Below are 16477 nucleotides of genomic sequence, written 5' to 3'. Positions count from 1 at the left end.
TCAGGGGGAAAAGTGCCTGATCTGTATGCCCAAAATACAGCCGGAAGCAAAACGTCAGCGGCCCCGCCATCAATAAGCGGAGCCGCGTTAACGATACTCAAAATCATTCTGGTTGCATCAAGGCGGCAAGTGAGCAAGTCCCCGGGAGCTGACACAAGTCAGTGACCGGGGCGCGTTCACGCAGCCAACACAGAGGCAGCCTGAAGGATGAAGAGTATTACTTGCCGGTTTTGACCTTGGTCCACGAACGGGTGATAACCCGGTCGATTTTCGGATCCTGAACTTTCAGGGTGAAAAGCTTCGCCTGAACGTCTGCCGGTGGATAAATGCCCGGGTTGTTACGCACATCTTCGTTCACCAGTGGTGTCGCGGCTTTGTTGCCGCTGGCGTAGTAAACAGTGTTACTGATTTGCGCGATAACTTTCGGTTCCATCAGGTAATTCAGGAACTGATAGGCTTCGTCGAGATTTTTGGCATCCGCAGGAATAGCAAACACGTCGAAGAAGGCCAGCGCCCCTTCTTTAGGAATGCTGTACGCCACGTTCACGCCATTTTTCGCTTCTTTCGCGCGGTTAGACGCCTGCATCACATCCCCTGCCCAGCCGATAGCGACGCAGATATCGCCATTCGCCAGGTCGTTGATGTACTGGGAAGAGTGGAAATAACGGATGTTCGGACGCAGTTTCAGCAGCAGATCGTTGGCCGCACCGGTGTAATCAGACGCTTTGGTGCTGTTCGGATCCAGATGCAGGTAATTGAGCACGGTAGCGTAAATTTCCGCAGGTGCATCGAGGAAGGAAACACCGCAGCTTTTCAGTTTCTCGAGGTTTTCAGGCTTGAGTACTAAATCCCAGCTGTCGACCGGCGCATCTTTACCCAGAACCGCTTTCACTTTATCAACGTTGTAACCAATGCCGGTGGTCGCCCACAGATAAGGGATTGCGTATTTGTTACCCGGATCGTGCTGCGCCACCATCTTCAGCAGATCAGGATCCATATTTTTGTAATTAGGCAGTTTGCTCTTGTCGAGTGGCTGGAAGACGCCTGCCGCCAGCTGACGCTCAAGGAAACTGGCCGATGGCACCACCAGATCGAAACCGGTGCTGCCTGCCATGAGTTTGCCTTCCAGTACTTCGTTGGAATCAAACACGTCGTAAACCACTTTAATGCCGGTTTCCTTCTGGAAATCAGGCACGGTATTTGGCGCGATATAATCAGACCAGTTATAGATATGCAGCGTTTTTTCTTCCGCAGACGCTGTGACGGACGCAGCCATAACCAGACCGGCGACAACACCCGATAACCACTTTTTACGCAGGGTGAACATCCGTTACTACCTCCAAGACAGGGGAATATAAAATTGAATTTGTATCACTGGAACGGATACAAAACCTTTCACACTAAGGCCAACTGCCATCCACGAATGTGCATAGGCATTCAACGTTGACGCATACGCTGCCTGCGAATTAACCGTTTGGTTTTACGACGTAATCACGCGTGATGCAGAGTCAGAAGCATAGCGCCTGCAACCCCTGCGCACCAGCCTCGCGAGGCAAAACCGGCGTTTATCGATTAATTATGCAGATTTAGTCTATACCGTCTGGCATTTTGCCTTTTAACAAAGTGAAATATCTGGCAACAATGACACAATACCAGCATAACTTATGGCGAAAGCGAATAAAGGCAGCGGAGCCGCAATAAACACGGCTCGCAGAAAAGGATCTTCAAAGGGGGAAAAGGTCTTTACAGAAATAACCGCCATCAGGGAAATGGCAGATGACACAAAAATCAGTGCAGCAAAGGTAAATTCACGGAAGTCACCGGCGTACCTTCTTCTTCATCACCCAAAAACAGCAAGTCATTGGCGTGCGCTTCGAGAATAATCATCGACATCTGCTCTTCTGCCTGTTGCAGGAAGAAAGCAAACTGCTCTTCAGTCACGCCTACCGCGATAGTCAGCGACTGGCAGACAATCAGTTTCGGCAGATTATCATCCTGAATATCGACAAACGCTTTGATGGTCAGCGAGCTGGCATTAATTGAGCTCAGGTCAGCGACCAGCGGGATGAGCGCCGTCGGTTTTACTTCGGCCAGCGCAGAGAACAAAATAACGTTATCTACGATATCGAGTTTGGCATCAAAAATGCCATCAAAATTCTGCATATGCGGCAAATGGAGAGCCTGACAGGAATCACACTCGAAAAAAGAGATGCCCAGCTGATCCAGCCAGCGCCGAAGCAGCGCTAAATCAGGGACGATGAGCGAATCCATAGAATGCCTCACGAGTTCAACACAACGGAAAAAACAAACCCTTCGTAACGCTATCGGCATTACGAAGGGGTCATAGCTTACGGAATTATGCCGGTAAGCGCTACGATCAATACCGGATTGATGGACATTAGCGCGGCTAAATAAGAATTAGCCCCCGGATTTCAGACGAAATCCGGGGCGAGCCCGTTGCTCAATGTAGTCGATCATCATACCGGCGATATCCAGCCCGGTGGTCGTTTCGATACCTTCCAGCCCTGGTGACGCGTTGACTTCCATCACCAGCGGGCCACGGTTTGCCCGCAGAATATCCACGCCGGCGACGTCCAGCCCCAACGTCAGCGCGGCTTTCACTGCAATCTCTTTCTCTTGTGACGTAATGTTGACCTTAGCCGCCGTGCCGCCGCGATGAAGGTTGGATCGAAAATCACCCGGTTTGGCCTGACGCTCAATGGCCGCCACCACTTTCTTACCCACGACCAGACAGCGGATATCACGCCCCTGCGCTTCACGAATATATTCCTGCACCAGAATATGCGCGTTCAGGCCACGAAATGCGTCAATCACGCTTTCCGCCGCCTGACGGGTTTCCGCCAGCACCACGCCGATGCCCTGCGTGCCTTCCACCAGTTTCACCACCAGCGGCGCACCGCCCACCAGTGCAATCAAATCCGACGTATCATCCGGAGCATTGGCAAAACCAGTGATCGGCAAATCGATGCATTCGCGAGCCAGAATCTGCATAGAGCGCAATTTATCGCGCGCGCGGGTAATGGCCACCGATTCATTGAGCGGAAAACTGCCCAGCATTTCAAACTGGCGTAAGACTGCAGTGCCATAAAAAGTGATGGCAGAACCGATACGCGGGATCACCGCCTGATAAATATCGAGCTGACGTCCACGGTAATGCACACTTGGCGCGGCCGGATTGATATTCATATAGCAGGAAAGCGGGTCAATAATATCTATCTCATGCCCGCGGGATTCTGCTGCTTCCTTCAGCCGCTTACACGAATACAAAGACCCGTCACGGGAGAGAATTGCAATTTTCATCCGACACTCCGTCGCCGTTTTAGCGTGTTGCCCAACCTTGCTTGTGCAAAGCGTCCAGCATAAACGGACGCTGTTCCTTTTTCAGCGTGCGCATAATCAGATCGCTCCAGGTATCGCGACGCGCATTGCTGTCCCGTTGCAGATAATACTCGCTTAATTGTTCGTCGTACTCTGCCAGTACCGCTTTATCCAATGGCTGATAACTGTTTTCGTGAACCAGCATGGATTGTGGCATACGCGGTTTCACCTGATGATCCTGTGCTGGCGTACCGATGCAAAAACCAAACAGCGGCATGACAAATTTTGGCAATTTCAGCAGCGTGACAACATCTTCAACCTGATTACGGATCCCGCCTATAAATACCCCGCCCAGACCGAGCGATTCTGCCGCCGTCATGGCATTTTGCGCCATCAGCGCGGTATCCACGCAACCCAGCAGCAGCTGTTCGGCAAGGCCAAGTTCAGCTTCGGGATTGATCTGCAAATTACGGTTGAAATCGGCGCAGAAAACCCAAAATTCTGCCGCACTGGCGACATATTTCTGGCCGCCGGTGTACTGCACAAGCGTTTCGCGTAACGCAGGATCGGTGACGCGAATAATAGAAGAACATTGCAGGAAACTGGAAGTCGATGCTGATTGTGCAGCGCTAATAATGGCTTCGCGTTGTTCTTCGGATACCGGCTGGTCGGTGAAGGCGCGAATTGAACGGTGAGAGCGCAAAAGGTCGATAGTCGGCGTCATTAAAAAATTCCTGAATGGTGTAAGTGAGGAGAAATCTGTATCAATCATTCATGCTGTGAGCACCGTTTGCAAGGCTTGCGGCATCAATTGGTGCAACAATGTGTGGCAGCTAAAAACAGCAGCAGGTTCATTTGGATAGGTCAAAGGTATCGGACTGACAGGTAATTCCTGCTTTTTTTTATGGTTTGCAACAGGCATAGTAGCGACATCAAAAAGGTGATGTGGATAACAAAAATAGTCACTCCCCTTTCATTTTATCTTGCTGGTATTAACAAAGGAGTCTCCATGTTTGCAGTAATTTTCGGGCGTCCTGGCTGTCCTTATTGCGTGCGCGCTAAAGAGTTGGCTGAAAAACTGACTGAAGAACGTGATGATTTCAACTTCCGTTACATCGACATCCACGCGGAAGGCATCACTAAAGCCGACCTGGAAAAAACCGTGGGTAAACCGGTTGAAACGGTTCCACAGATTTTCCTGGATCAGAAACACATCGGCGGTTGCACTGATTTTGAAGCCTATGCCAAAGAGCATCTGGCGTTGTTCAGCAACTGATCCGCAAAAAAATAAAGACATACACACAGCAAAAAGGCGCTCAATGAGCGCCTTTTTTATGGCCTCGACATCATCACATGTCAGTGTTGCCTGAACTGCTGGTAAGCGATGAGCAGCATTTGCACGAGCATAGCGCCCAGAACACACCAGAATATCGCGCTGGTGGCATAAGCTAATTCCTGAACCAGTGGACGAACGCGTGGGTAAAAGGCCAGACGCAATAAAAAACAGACAGGAATGGAAACCAGCCCTCCGACAAGGGAGGAAAATATCGCCGAGTCACGGGAAATCAGCGACGTCACCATGCCGGGTAGTAAAAATAATAGCAGCCCGTATTCAGGGCCCGGCGCGATACTTATAACAACAATCCAACCATTCCTTAATATAATATAAAGAATTAAGAACATCATGAAACAAATAAACGTCGCTAGTACCTTTCGCCAAATGGCCATTTTACTTCCTCCTTAAAGTTGGCGAGATTCACAGGTTCTCTGCACAAAATGCGTTCTTTATTACCTGTCAGAGCCTTCTGGCTCATTTCCCCAGCGCGTTCCGCAATCCCGCGAAACACAAAAAAAGCTTTCAGAAGATTTATACGGGCATTTCTCTGGCTGAACTGGCGTTCTGTGACTAAAATGACGCCCGAAACCCAATTTCCACTTCCCGGGGCTGTTCAGACGGTGCCAGCTAAGTAGGAATTTTCCGTTTCTGAATTTATCCTTTACATTCTCCTATATCAAGAATTTGTTGGTAAACAATAAGTTATCCTTGTGAATATAAACGTCGCTAGTTTGTTAAACGGGAATTACATCCTGTTATTATTTGTGGTTCTGGCACTCGGTTTGTGTCTGGGGAAAATTCGTCTGGGTTCCGTCCAGCTCGGAAATTCTATTGGCGTATTAGTGGTTTCGCTGCTTTTAGGTCAGCAGCATTTCAGCATCAATACCGAAGCGCTGAACCTCGGCTTTATGCTGTTTATTTTCTGTGTTGGCGTGGAAGCCGGACCGAACTTTTTTTCGATTTTCTTCCGCGACGGCAAAAATTATTTCATGCTTGCACTGGTGATGGTCGGCAGCGCCATGTTGCTGGCTCTCGGGCTCGGGCGATTGTTTGGCTGGGATATCGGCCTTACCGCCGGTATGCTCGCCGGTTCCATGACCTCGACGCCGGTTCTGGTCGGCGCCGGGGATACCCTGCGCAACACCATGGGCGGCAATAATCTTCTCGGTTCTGAGCTGGACAATCTGAGTCTCGGTTACGCCCTGACCTATCTGATCGGACTGGTCAGTCTGATTTTCGGCGCGCGTTATCTGCCGAAGCTACAACATCAGGATTTACCGACCAGCGCCCAGCAAATAGCACGCGAACGTGGCCTGGATACTGACAGCAAACGCAAAGTCTATCTTCCGGTGATCCGCGCCTATCGCGTCGGACAGGAACTGGTGGCTTGGGCGGATGGCAAAAATCTGCGCGAACTGGGCATTTATCGCCAGACCGGATGCTATATCGAACGCATCCGCCGTAATGGCATTCTGGCGACGCCGGACGGTGACGCGGTGTTGCAGGTCGGCGATGAGATCTCGCTGGTGGGTTATCCGGATGCGCATTCGCGTCTTGATCCGAGTTTCCGAAACGGTAAGGAAGTCTTCGACCGCGACCTGCTCGACATGCGCATTGTGACCGAGGAAGTGGTGGTCAAAAATAACCATGCCGTCGGTAAACGTCTGAGCCAGCTCAACCTGACCGATCAGGGTTGTTTCCTGAACCGCGTGATCCGCAGCCAGATTGAAATGCCGATCGACGACAGCATCGTTCTCAATAAAGGTGATGTCTTGCAGGTCAGCGGCGATGCGAAACGCGTCAAAAGCGTGGCGGAGCGTATCGGGTTTATCTCCGTTCACAGCCAGCTCACCGATTTGCTGGCCTTCTGCGCCTTCTTTATCGTCGGCCTGATGATTGGTCTTATCACCTTCCAGTTTAAAAACTTCAGCTTTGGTATCGGCAATGCAGCAGGCCTGCTGTTCGCCGGGATCATGCTGGGCTTCCTGCGGGCCAATCACCCTACTTTTGGTTATATCCCGCAGGGTGCGCTGAATATGGTGAAAGAGTTTGGCCTGATGGTGTTTATGGCGGGCGTCGGCCTGAGTGCCGGTGCAGGTATCAATAACGGGCTTGGCGCGGTTGGTGGTCAGATGTTGCTTTCGGGCCTGATCGTCAGCCTGGTACCGGTGGTGATCTGCTTTATCTTCGGGGCATATGTGTTACGCATGAACCGCGCGCTGCTGTTCGGCGCCATCATGGGCGCACGAACTTGTGCCCCTGCGATGGAAATCATCAGTGATACCGCACGTAGTAACATTCCGGCACTCGGTTATGCAGGAACCTACGCGATTGCTAACGTATTGCTGACACTCGCCGGGACATTGATTGTCATCATCTGGCCCGGGGCATGACGTAACTCATTGAACCGTAATGTGGCAAAAAAAAATCAATAATTTTTTTAAATTTTTGCCACATGGAACGAACTTTTAAAGTTACCTGTAGTCTTAATTAGTGCCACTGCTTTTCTTTGAAGTCCCCAAATTTGGAGAGCCCGTCAATCCCGCCTCGTTAGGTTCAAGATTGATGGGTTTTTTCTTTTCTGATTCAAAATCCCTTTAAAATCAACTCAATTATCTGTGATCGATTTTTCCTGACGGATAAACGCTGCCAGTTCATCTTTTTTGTTAACCAGATAATCAGGGAAGAACTCTTTGGTCATCGGGATCACTTTCATGACTCTTTGCCGGTTCCATAAATCCTGATTATTTTCAACGCAGCGGCGGATATGATCAGGGTTGTTGAATTCCGGGGTGTTATGTTCTGTGTGAGAGATGGTAGACATTTTCTCTGAGATCCGCTCATCAGTCATAACCCACGAGAAATGCCATCCCCCATTATTCAGCGTTTTAGTTCTGTACTTCAGCCAGTTCCAGCGCAGCCAGCTATCCCTGATGACAGATCCCCTTCGCTTCACATTTCTTAGCAAATCAGGTTGGGATAAAAAGAATTTCTTCAGCACTTTGAACTTAACCATCTTCGGCAACTTACATTTGCGCGCCGACCCATCATTGTTTAGTACCTGAATATTAAATTTATAGTTGTAGAAATTCTGATGCAGGATGGTACAAAGATGGAAATGGCTGAACTGAGAAATGCTTTCCGGGTTTATTATTTCATCAACGTCAGAAATGATGATGATGTCATCATCCTGCGCATTTTTAAGTCCCAACATGATGGAATTGCGTGCCACAGTCTCATTTTCCCAGGGATCAGATTGTCCAGCTTCAACGACTGAGCAATTAGACTTAAAGGATTTATCATGAATGACGGGGACAGCTTCATTGATTACATAAATAATCTTGTCTTTGAATTTCTCATATTTGCTGATATCGAAATGGAGTTTCTCCCGCTTCTTGCCCGTAAATGTGTATCGCGACTCAACGATGACAAACCAGTCAACATGCGGATAGAGTGTGTTAAGACGGATATCTAACAACATATCCTCGTCATAAAACAAAAAGCAATCGTAAATCATGAGCCAACATCCTGTTGGTAAATTGTAAGGAAACAGAAATAATTTGTGCGTAATGATATCAATAAATTTCCATTTCTACCCTGGTGATATCTCAGCCTGCCACAAATTATTTCTTTTGCTCCTTTAACTATCTCCCGTTCTGCTATGACTCATTCTCAATCACCCGCACCAATGTTCCATCGATATCAATCATGACGCCCATTTTCATCCCTGACTGGATTTGAGGCAGATGAACGCAGGGACGTGAATGAGGATCCTCGCCGATACCTGCGGCTTTAAAAGCAGCAAACATGGCATCGGCGTCATCGACGCGTAAACAGCAACTGAACCAGCTTGTGAGCGGATCAAGATCTGTGTGCAGGAAGAATTCCAGCGTGAGGGTTCCGCGGGTCATGATCAGCCAGCCGTCATCGACATAGGTCGTGGTGAAGCCAAAACTGCCATAGAAATCTTGTGTCGCGCTGAAGTTTCGGGAAGGGAGATTAGGTGTAGCGAAATCGGTCATAGCGGCTCTCTGTCGTCGGAAGATGTCGTTAAACGTTCACGCCATCATGCCTGAGCCATCAATGTGAAGAAAAGTTGAATGTAAACGAAAATCCCCTACCTTTCGGCAGGGGATCCAGACACATGAGACGCAGGCGCCCTCACCAATAAGGGCAGCGTCGGTTTATCAGAACTGATAAACCAGACCAACAGCCACAACGTCATCGGTGTTGATGCCGGCGTCGCGGGTCAGACGGGTGTCGTCCATCAGGTTGATTTTGTAATCAACGTAAGTGAGCATGTTTTTGTTGAAGAAGTAAGACGCGCCAACATCAACATATTTGGTCAGGTTCTGGTTGCTGTAGCCCGGGATATTACGTGCGTGGGACTGAACATATGCGATAGACGGGCGCAGACCGAAGTCGAACTGGTATTGCGCTACCGCTTCAAAGTTCTGCGCTTTGTCCGCGTAACCGTAAGCGGTGCTGCCTGCTTTACCGAAGCGGTTTGCGTTGTAGCTCTGGGTGTACATCGCGGCCAGATAGATGTTGTTCGCATCGTATTTCAGACCACCGCTGTAAGCAGTCGCTTTGTCGCCGTTACCGATGATTGCCGGATTGTTACGGCCATTTTGCTCGGCGGTACGGTCTGAAGCCATCATGGCTGCTGCAGCGCTGAAGCCTTCGCCCAGGTCATAAGACAGGGACATGCCGTAGCCGTCGCCGTTTTGAGCCAGTACGTCACGGCCGTTGTTAGATTCGGTCGCGCTGCCGTTTTTGCCCTGATACTGAACAGCAACATCCAGGCCATCAACAACACCGAAGAAATCTTTGTTACGGTAGGTCAGCACGCCGTTAGCACGCTGGAACATGAAGTTGTCTGCACCGTAAGTATCGCCGCCGAATTCAGGCAATACGTCGGTCCATGCCGCGACGTCGTACATCACGCCATAGTTACGGCCGTAATCCAGTGAACCCCACTGGCCGAATTTCAGACCTGCAAAACCAACACGGGTAAAGTTGTTGTTATCAGCGTTTTCCGGAGAATTCAGAGCTGCCTGATATTCCCACTCACCGTAACCGGTCAGTTCGCTATTAATTTGGGTTTCACCGCGGAAACCCAAACGCATATATGACTGGTCGCCGTCAGTGCTGTCATCGCTGGAGAAATAATGTAAGCCGTCGACTTTACCGAACAGATCGAGTTTGTTGCCGTCTTTATTATAAATTTCGGCAGCGCCAGCAGTGCCGGCCATCATCAGAGCAGGAATTACCAGAGAAAGTGCGCGTAATTTCATCATCAATATCCTTGATTATTTGGAAGCTATCTAAATTGCCACCCGGCAAGTTAATTCTCAGCCCACCGTGAAGTTATATTTCTTCTTTAGGGTCTGGAACTGATGGCCGTCAAAATAATCCAGGATAAGTTCCGTTGCAACCGAAAAAAATTTGAAGTTGTTTTCGTTTGGCATTGGTTTAAGTTTAAAAAATCATCAGCTCATAATAATAAAACCATATAAAACATAATCTTGACTACGATTACCCCACCCAGTAATTACTATTATCTTTGCAGTGATGCCTGATGATAATAATCATTTCGCTGCGGAACTATGGCATGGAAACATAATCTGGATATTGAAAAGCCTAATGTAATGTTTTGTATATCTGCGGTGGCAGGGTTGCAATTTCATCCACAAAAAAGCCTCCGGGTTGGGAGGCTGATGGATCTATTTGTACACATGTTTATTACATAATACGTTCGAGATGTTGATCTTTACCGCCTAACCGCCCGTCGGTCTGATTCCATTCATTTTGGTACGCCTGATAAGCAAATACAAATGCCTGATGTCCGTCTTCAAATAACTGGTCCGGGCGTTTATGCCAGCCAGAATATGCATCGTAACGCAAAATTTCATAGCCGCCTTCTACCGGATGAAAAAGGTAAGTGTAATGTTCACAATATTCCGGCGCGTAAGGAATATCTTCTCCCGCTTCCAGTGTAATAAACAGGCCGCCCAGGCGTATTTTAATCATTGATATCCTTTTTCATCATCCACAATTTAGTCGTCTGTGTGGCCGTCACATAGGCAGTCTCAGCCATCTGATGCATCCGGCTCGTCACTATTTTGCCACAAACTACCAAAATAATGGCGACAGGTCTCCCGCCCGAGACGTTGTAATACACTTAAATCAGCAAAAACGGCCTTACGAATCTCCATTTCATTGCTCTCTTATAAAATTTTTCACTACACTATTCAGGCCAAAATGAATTGGCAGTTAAGACTATTTTTATAGGAGTCATTCTCATGACACAAAATATTTACGATGATCAGGCCTTTTTCGATGGCTATGCCCAACTCGGACGCTCGCAGTTCGGGCTGGACGGCGCACCGGAATGGCCTTCCCTGAAAGCATTGCTGCCAGACATGAAAAACGCGCGCGTGGTCGATCTGGGTTGTGGCTACGGCTGGTTTTGCCGGGCTGCACGTGAAATGGGCGCAGATGACGTTCTCGGCCTGGATGTCTCAGAAAAAATGCTGGATAAGGCCCGTTCCATGACCCCGGATACGGTTATCCGCTATGAAAGACGCGACCTGGAGACGCTATCCTTACCCGAAGCTTCTTTCAACCTTGCCTACAGTTCCCTGACTCTGCATTACATTGACGCACTGCCCGCGATGTTCCGTACTGTTTATCAGGCGCTGGAAGCAGGGGGGGATTTCGTCTTCTCCGCCGAGCATCCGATGTATACCGCGCCTTCAGAGCCGGGCTGGAAACTCAACGGGCAAGGTCATAAAACCTGGCCGGTGGAAGGTTATCAGCGTGAAGGCCAGCGCGTCACTGACTGGTTTGCAGAAGGCGTTATTAAGCAGCACCGGAAGCTCGGCACTTATATCAATTTGTTGATTGAAGCAGGATTCGTTATCTGTCATCTGGATGAATGGGGCCCTTCTGCTAAGCAGATTGCCGCTTATCCGGACCTTGCTGAGGAAGCCGAACGACCAATGCTGTTCCTGATGTCAGTGCGAAAACCGCGTTAATCGTTCCCCCCCCTGATACCCCCTCTTTCTGAAATCTTTTCTTTCATTTATCCAGTCAGGCATCACCGCCGGGAGGCTCGTCCTCCCGCCTGCTTAAGGCTTCCTTAAGTTCTTCTGTTTACACTTCATTTCATCGCGAAACTATACCGTTGCTCAATGACTGCGGATATTCAGACGACGTCCACTTTACCTCCGTGACCACGCCTATTAACGTATCCGGCGTTTATGAAGGGTGACTGATTGATCGCAATTTTTTGAAGGCTATTTTGGCCTGTTTATTCGAGGGTAGTTTAATGGAACAGCTGAACCATCTGGTTTTTCTCTGGATTAATGCGACGCCGGCCTCGCCGGAGATGCTGATCAAGTTCGCCTCATTTCTGGCCAATGACCTGATTATCATTGTCCCCCTGCTGATTGCTGGTCTATGGCTTTGGGGACAGCGCGAGAACATTGGCCAGCAACGCGTTCTGGTCAGCAAAACAGCCATTGCCCTTCTTTTTGCGATGGCGACCGCTAAGTCGTTATCGCTGTTATTCCCTCATGCACGCCCTTTTGTGGAGGGTTTCGGACATACCTTCATCCAGCACGCCCCTGACAGTTCATTCCCGAGCGATCATGGCACCGCCATCTTCACCTTCGCCCTGTCGTTCCTGTTCTGGCATCGCCTGTGGTCCGGCGCATTACTGATGGTGACCGCCGTGGGTATCGCCTGGTCACGCGTCTATCTGGGGGTTCACTGGCCGCTGGATATGGTCGGCGGTTTACTGGTGGGGATGCTCGGCTGCCTGTTCGCACAACTGGTGTGGAACCTGTTCGGTGAGCAGATTAACGCGATGATGTGTAAGGTTTACCGCTTCGGATTTGCCTTCCCGATTAAGAAAGGCTGGGTACAGAACTAACAACTGCTCCCCCTGAATCATTCGAGTTGCATCAGGGCGGCAAGTGTGTGAAACCCCGGAGCTTACATCAGTAAGTGACCGGGGTGAACAAACGCAGCTACCGCAGAGACAGCCTGAGGGATGACAGGGTTTTATTTCCCAAAAATACTTGCCCACAGACCGCTGATTTTCATCATCACGAAGTCCCAGATACGACCAATAAAGCCGGTTTCCTTCACTTCCTGCAATGCGACCAGCGGACGCTGTTCAATCACTTTACCGTCCAGACTGAAATCTACCGTACCCACCACCTGATTTTTCGCCAGCGGCGCTTCAAGTTGCTTGTTGGTCAGATTAAAGCTGGCTTTGAGATTCTTCAACTGCCCTTTCGGCATCGTCAGCGACGCATTTTCCGCGACACCCAGCGGCACCATTTTTTCCTCACCAAACCAGACGCGCTGACTGGTAAATGCATCACCGGCTTTAATCGGCGTCAGCGTTTCGTAAAAGCGGAAACCCCATGTCAGCAGGCTTTCGCTTTCGCTGAAGCGGATACGGTCGCTTGGCGCGCCCATCACCACGGCAATCAGGCGCATGCCGGTTGAATCGCTGGCCGAGGAGACTAAGTTATAACCCGCGCCTGACGTGTAGCCGGTTTTAATCCCGTCAACGTTCAGGTTTGAGCTCCACAACAGGCGGTTACGGTTGATCTGTTTGATGTGGTTGAAGGTGAATTCTTTCTCTTTGTGCAGCGCATATTCATCCGGCGTATCGCGGATTAAGGCCTGTGAAAGCAGCGCCATATCGGTGGCGGAGGTGTACTGACCATCCGCATCAAGCCCGTGAACTGTTTTGAAATGCGTATTTTGCAGTTTCAATTGTTCTGCGTAACGGTTCATCAGATTGACGAATGAATCCTGGCTACCCGCAACGTAATCGGCCAGCGCGATACTGGCATCGTTACCCGACTGAATGACGATGCCTTTATTGAGTTCGGACACCGGCACGCGGTCGCCCGGTTTAAGGAACATCAGCGAGGAGCCGCGTAATACCGGATTTCCGGTTGCCCAGGCATCGTTGCCGACAGAAACCAGATCATCGGATTTGATTTTGCCAGATTTGATCGCCTGTCCGACCACATAGCTGACCATAATTTTACTCAGGCTGGCCGGGTCGAGACGGGCATCAGGGTTAGATTCGGTGATGATTTTCCCGCTGTTGTAATCCATTAACACCCAGGATTTGGCATTAATCTGAGGGGCGACGGGGCCGGTATCCGCCTGAGCGGCGGGAAGCGCCAGCAGGAGTATTCCACTGCCCAGCGCGTAAATGAAAGTCCGTTTGAATGGGGAAGAAATTGTCATAGGTATCAGCGCTTTTGTCCGGGTAACTGAAATTTATCTTATCTTTCAATCAGATTGTGCAAGTCTGTCAGGTGTAAAACCTACTGCTTTCCGCGTCGGGAATAAACCTAAATAGTGTAAAGATCTTAAGAATAGTAAAGTTTTCCGCTGCTTGCGCAGATTCACCTGGCGATAAAAACGGCAGTCAGTGCTTGACCATTTCAAACATGTGCGGCAATTTGGCATACAAACACATACAAAATATCTATAACAATAAACGGCTTATTCACAACGTGACTTCAACGTGGGTGAACTGATGGCAGGGGCAGAAATGGCAGGTTTAGTCTTTAAAGCACTGACTGGCGCACTGGTCGTGATCCTGATCGGAATACTCTCTAAAACACGTAACTATTACATTGCCGGGCTGGTGCCGTTGTTCCCGACTTTCGCTCTGATCGCCCATTATATAGTCGGCACTGAACGCAATATCGAGGCACTACGCACCACCATCATTTTCGGCCTGTGGGCCGTCATCCCCTACATGGTGTATCTGCTTTCCTTATATTTTTTCATCGGTTCGATGAAATTACCTTACGCTCTGATTGCCGCCGTCGCCTGCTGGTCGCTGGCCGCCTGGGCACTGATCAGCCTGTGGACTCGTTTTCACGCCGGGTAAATCGGTTTATTAAGATTACGTGGCAATATCGTTCACAAAACACTCAAACGCCAAAATTGCGCTACGCTGAATGAAGACTGTCAGCTGAGGGAATCCGCACCATGGATCTCGCCATTTTTGAGCTCGACCATACCCTGATTTGTGATGACAGCCACAACCTGTGGCTGCACTGGCTGATTTCTCAGGGTTATGTCTCTTCGGATGAACTCTGTCATTACCGCCTGCATGCCCTGCCTGCACAAAATTCAGTCGCCGGTACACAGTTTTCCCCGCAATCTGCCGCCCAATACAGTGATTATCTTGCCCGTGCCTTTGTCCCGATGAGCGGTCTGAGCTGCCCGACCGTGGCGAACTGGGTTCAGCGGTTTATTCACCGCGATATCATGCCGCGTGTGTATCCGCAGGCACGTGAAAAGCTGGAGTGGCACCGGACGCGCGGGGATGAAATCCTGATTGTCTCGGCCTCCGGCGAACATCTGGTGAAACCGGTGGCGAGACGTCTTGGCGCGCAGGCTGGTATCGGGTTAAAGGCGGGCGTCAGCAATCAGCGGTTCAGCGGTGTGGTGGAAGGCCATCTGACGTTTCATCAGGGTCGCCTCGACCGGCTGAAACTCTGGCTGGAAACCCGCAAGCCCCCTGCTTATCAGCAAATATTTGCCTACAGTCACACGTTATACGATCAGCCTTTGCTGGAATTTGCCGACGTGTCGACGGTGATTAATCCCGGCGAGGCGCTGCAAAATATCGCGGCCGAAAAGGGCTGGCTTTCTCAGCACTGGTCGCGTTATCCACATCTGCAACAGGCCACCTGCTGAAGAAAGATGTTTTTACCTACAGACCAAAATCACGGATAAACGCTTCGCTTTCCCGCGCTATCTCACCGCGAACAAACTCGATGAATTGCGTCAGCGCAGCGGAACGCCGTTTTCCAGCCGGTGACTGCAACTGCAACGTCCGCTGATTCAGCTGTTCAATGTTCACCGGTTTGACGCGCAGATTGTCGCGGCGCGCTTTATACATAATGGAAAAATGGCTGCATGCCGCAATCGCGCCGGGCGTATGCACCATAAAATCGTACAACACAGAGAAACGGTTACAGCTCACCGCCGGTTCGAGAAAAACGCCGCTCATCCGGCATGACAAATCAAACAGCTGACGGATGGTGCTGCCCTGCTCGTTCATCGCCAGCGGATACGGATGTAAATCAGTCAGTTGCACATGGCTTCCAGCCAGCGGATGATCCGGCCGCATGACCATCCTCACCGGTGCGGGAAAAGAGGCCATGATATCCACGCCGCGCTCGGCCACCAGGCTGAACTGCAAGGCGAAGTCCACTTCCCCCTTATGGATCATTTCCGACACTTCCACCGCCGTACCGACATTGAGGTAAAACATCACGCCGGGATGATCGTGTCTGAACTGTGAAAACAACTGCGGCAGCAGATCAAACGCCAGCCCGTCGGTACAGGCCATGCGGATCACCGTGCGGCGTACCGCATTCAGCCCCTGAATTTCCGCTATTGCATGTTCCATATCCATCATGCTTTTACGCACGTGGTTTTCGAGGATCTGCCCGGCATCGTTAAGCACCATCCCGCGGGCATGACGTTCAAAAAGCGGCGCACCGATGCGCTCTTCAAGCCGCTGGATCTGGCGGCTGATGGCAGATACGGCGACAAATAATTGCTTACTCGCCCCGCTCAGTGACCCCGTATTCGCTACCGCCAGAAAATAGCGGATCTCCGAACTTTGCATGACTTTATTGCCTCATAACTGTGCAGATGAGCATTACAATAAAAGCAACGCTAAGTTGCAATTATTATTATTGTGGCAACGCTTGCGCAGCGCTTAGAGTGAAACTGCTA

General features: G+C 50.0%; 17 protein-coding genes. 6 read left to right on the top strand and 11 right to left on the bottom strand.

Annotation, left to right across the window (positions count from 1 at the left end; all coding sequences use genetic code 11):
* Window positions 1-217 precede the first annotated feature (217 nt).
* The 4 genes from potF to nfsA all read right to left on the bottom strand — a co-directional run bounded on the left by potF (window position 218) and on the right by nfsA (window position 4063).
* Complete coding sequence (gene potF, locus EC840_RS15550; protein ID WP_112289375.1) at window positions 218-1327, bottom strand: spermidine/putrescine ABC transporter substrate-binding protein PotF; 1110 nt, start codon at window positions 1325-1327, stop codon at window positions 218-220.
* A gap of 461 nt (window positions 1328-1788) precedes the next feature.
* On the bottom strand, window positions 1789-2271 hold the full coding sequence (locus EC840_RS15545) for a YbjN domain-containing protein (protein WP_112289376.1): 483 nt from the start codon (window positions 2269-2271) through the stop codon (window positions 1789-1791).
* Window positions 2272-2418: 147 nt separating this feature from the next.
* Window positions 2419-3321: a 30S ribosomal protein S6--L-glutamate ligase gene (gene rimK, locus EC840_RS15540; RefSeq protein ID WP_129639876.1), complete on the bottom strand. Its 903-nt coding sequence runs from the start codon at window positions 3319-3321 to the stop codon at window positions 2419-2421.
* Between the two features lie 19 nt (window positions 3322-3340).
* Window positions 3341-4063, bottom strand: a complete 723-nt coding sequence (gene nfsA, locus EC840_RS15535) for an oxygen-insensitive NADPH nitroreductase (RefSeq protein ID WP_132966023.1) — start codon at window positions 4061-4063, stop codon at window positions 3341-3343.
* Between the two features lie 285 nt (window positions 4064-4348).
* Between nfsA and EC840_RS15530 the strand changes: the two genes are divergently transcribed.
* Entirely contained in the window at window positions 4349-4615 is a 267-nt protein-coding gene (locus tag EC840_RS15530; protein WP_013575818.1) for a GrxA family glutaredoxin, read from the top strand.
* Between the two features lie 80 nt (window positions 4616-4695).
* On the opposite strand, the gene ybjM is transcribed toward EC840_RS15530, so the two are convergent.
* The gene (gene ybjM / locus EC840_RS15525; protein WP_129639874.1) at window positions 4696-5067 is read right to left on the bottom strand and encodes an inner membrane protein YbjM; all 372 of its coding nucleotides are present in this window, start codon (window positions 5065-5067) and stop codon (window positions 4696-4698) included.
* 318 nt (window positions 5068-5385) lie between these two features.
* On the opposite strand from ybjM, the gene EC840_RS15520 reads away from it, so the two are divergent.
* A complete protein-coding gene (locus EC840_RS15520) occupies window positions 5386-7068 on the top strand; it encodes an aspartate:alanine antiporter (protein WP_112289380.1) in 1683 nt (560 codons plus the stop codon).
* A 215-nt stretch (window positions 7069-7283) separates the two neighbouring features.
* Here the strand turns inward: EC840_RS15520 and EC840_RS15515 are convergent, their stop codons facing one another.
* From EC840_RS15515 to EC840_RS15500, 4 genes are all read right to left on the bottom strand, one after another.
* Window positions 7284-8192: a benzoate transporter gene (locus EC840_RS15515; protein WP_132966021.1), complete on the bottom strand. Its 909-nt coding sequence runs from the start codon at window positions 8190-8192 to the stop codon at window positions 7284-7286.
* A 142-nt stretch (window positions 8193-8334) separates the two neighbouring features.
* A complete protein-coding gene (locus tag EC840_RS15510; protein WP_112289382.1) occupies window positions 8335-8697 on the bottom strand; it encodes a bleomycin resistance protein in 363 nt (120 codons plus the stop codon).
* A 165-nt stretch (window positions 8698-8862) separates the two neighbouring features.
* A complete protein-coding gene (ompC, locus tag EC840_RS15505) occupies window positions 8863-9972 on the bottom strand; it encodes a porin OmpC (RefSeq protein ID WP_112289383.1) in 1110 nt (369 codons plus the stop codon).
* A gap of 448 nt (window positions 9973-10420) precedes the next feature.
* Window positions 10421-10708: a hypothetical protein gene (locus EC840_RS15500; protein WP_112289384.1), complete on the bottom strand. Its 288-nt coding sequence runs from the start codon at window positions 10706-10708 to the stop codon at window positions 10421-10423.
* Between the two features lie 272 nt (window positions 10709-10980).
* On the opposite strand from EC840_RS15500, the gene EC840_RS15490 reads away from it, so the two are divergent.
* Both EC840_RS15490 and ybjG read left to right on the top strand, forming a co-directional pair.
* The gene (locus tag EC840_RS15490; RefSeq protein WP_132966019.1) at window positions 10981-11715 is read left to right on the top strand and encodes a class I SAM-dependent methyltransferase; all 735 of its coding nucleotides are present in this window, start codon (window positions 10981-10983) and stop codon (window positions 11713-11715) included.
* A 293-nt stretch (window positions 11716-12008) separates the two neighbouring features.
* The gene (ybjG, locus tag EC840_RS15485) at window positions 12009-12614 is read left to right on the top strand and encodes an undecaprenyl-diphosphate phosphatase (protein ID WP_132966016.1); all 606 of its coding nucleotides are present in this window, start codon (window positions 12009-12011) and stop codon (window positions 12612-12614) included.
* A gap of 131 nt (window positions 12615-12745) precedes the next feature.
* Here ybjG and EC840_RS15480 read toward each other — a convergent pair whose 3' ends face one another.
* On the bottom strand, window positions 12746-13957 hold the full coding sequence (locus tag EC840_RS15480; RefSeq protein WP_112289387.1) for a serine hydrolase: 1212 nt from the start codon (window positions 13955-13957) through the stop codon (window positions 12746-12748).
* Between the two features lie 310 nt (window positions 13958-14267).
* On the opposite strand from EC840_RS15480, the gene EC840_RS15475 reads away from it, so the two are divergent.
* A complete protein-coding gene (locus tag EC840_RS15475) occupies window positions 14268-14612 on the top strand; it encodes a GlpM family protein (protein WP_132966014.1) in 345 nt (114 codons plus the stop codon).
* Between the two features lie 101 nt (window positions 14613-14713).
* Window positions 14714-15427, top strand: a complete 714-nt coding sequence (locus EC840_RS15470; RefSeq protein ID WP_132966012.1) for an HAD family hydrolase — start codon at window positions 14714-14716, stop codon at window positions 15425-15427.
* Between the two features lie 16 nt (window positions 15428-15443).
* Here EC840_RS15470 and EC840_RS15465 read toward each other — a convergent pair whose 3' ends face one another.
* The gene (locus tag EC840_RS15465) at window positions 15444-16367 is read right to left on the bottom strand and encodes a LysR family transcriptional regulator (protein ID WP_129639868.1); all 924 of its coding nucleotides are present in this window, start codon (window positions 16365-16367) and stop codon (window positions 15444-15446) included.
* Window positions 16368-16477: the final 110 nt, after the last annotated feature.

It is taken from the genome of Rahnella sp. JUb53, from assembly GCF_004346065.1.
Taxonomy (GTDB): domain Bacteria; phylum Pseudomonadota; class Gammaproteobacteria; order Enterobacterales; family Enterobacteriaceae; genus Rahnella; species Rahnella variigena.
This window is presented reverse-complemented; position numbering and strand designations above follow the sequence as displayed.

What these genes read in the sequence shown, in the direction of transcription:
- EC840_RS15465 (WP_129639868.1), bottom strand. Translation starts at nt 16,367, where the DNA reads ATGCAAAGTTCGGAGATCCGCTATTTTCTGGCGGTAGCGAATACGGGG.
- EC840_RS15475 (WP_132966014.1), top strand. Translation starts at nt 14,268, where the DNA reads ATGGCAGGTTTAGTCTTTAAAGCACTGACTGGCGCACTGGTCGTGATC.
- EC840_RS15530 (WP_013575818.1), top strand. Translation starts at nt 4,349, where the DNA reads ATGTTTGCAGTAATTTTCGGGCGTCCTGGCTGTCCTTATTGCGTGCGC.
- nfsA (WP_132966023.1), bottom strand. Translation starts at nt 4,063, where the DNA reads ATGACGCCGACTATCGACCTTTTGCGCTCTCACCGTTCAATTCGCGCC.
- EC840_RS15545 (WP_112289376.1), bottom strand. Translation starts at nt 2,271, where the DNA reads ATGGATTCGCTCATCGTCCCTGATTTAGCGCTGCTTCGGCGCTGGCTG.
- ybjG (WP_132966016.1), top strand. Translation starts at nt 12,009, where the DNA reads ATGGAACAGCTGAACCATCTGGTTTTTCTCTGGATTAATGCGACGCCG.
- EC840_RS15500 (WP_112289384.1), bottom strand. Translation starts at nt 10,708, where the DNA reads ATGATTAAAATACGCCTGGGCGGCCTGTTTATTACACTGGAAGCGGGA.
- rimK (WP_129639876.1), bottom strand. Translation starts at nt 3,321, where the DNA reads ATGAAAATTGCAATTCTCTCCCGTGACGGGTCTTTGTATTCGTGTAAG.
- EC840_RS15470 (WP_132966012.1), top strand. Translation starts at nt 14,714, where the DNA reads ATGGATCTCGCCATTTTTGAGCTCGACCATACCCTGATTTGTGATGAC.
- ybjM (WP_129639874.1), bottom strand. Translation starts at nt 5,067, where the DNA reads ATGGCCATTTGGCGAAAGGTACTAGCGACGTTTATTTGTTTCATGATG.
- EC840_RS15490 (WP_132966019.1), top strand. Translation starts at nt 10,981, where the DNA reads ATGACACAAAATATTTACGATGATCAGGCCTTTTTCGATGGCTATGCC.
- potF (WP_112289375.1), bottom strand. Translation starts at nt 1,327, where the DNA reads ATGTTCACCCTGCGTAAAAAGTGGTTATCGGGTGTTGTCGCCGGTCTG.
- EC840_RS15515 (WP_132966021.1), bottom strand. Translation starts at nt 8,192, where the DNA reads ATGATTTACGATTGCTTTTTGTTTTATGACGAGGATATGTTGTTAGAT.
- EC840_RS15510 (WP_112289382.1), bottom strand. Translation starts at nt 8,697, where the DNA reads ATGACCGATTTCGCTACACCTAATCTCCCTTCCCGAAACTTCAGCGCG.
- EC840_RS15480 (WP_112289387.1), bottom strand. Translation starts at nt 13,957, where the DNA reads ATGACAATTTCTTCCCCATTCAAACGGACTTTCATTTACGCGCTGGGC.
- ompC (WP_112289383.1), bottom strand. Translation starts at nt 9,972, where the DNA reads ATGAAATTACGCGCACTTTCTCTGGTAATTCCTGCTCTGATGATGGCC.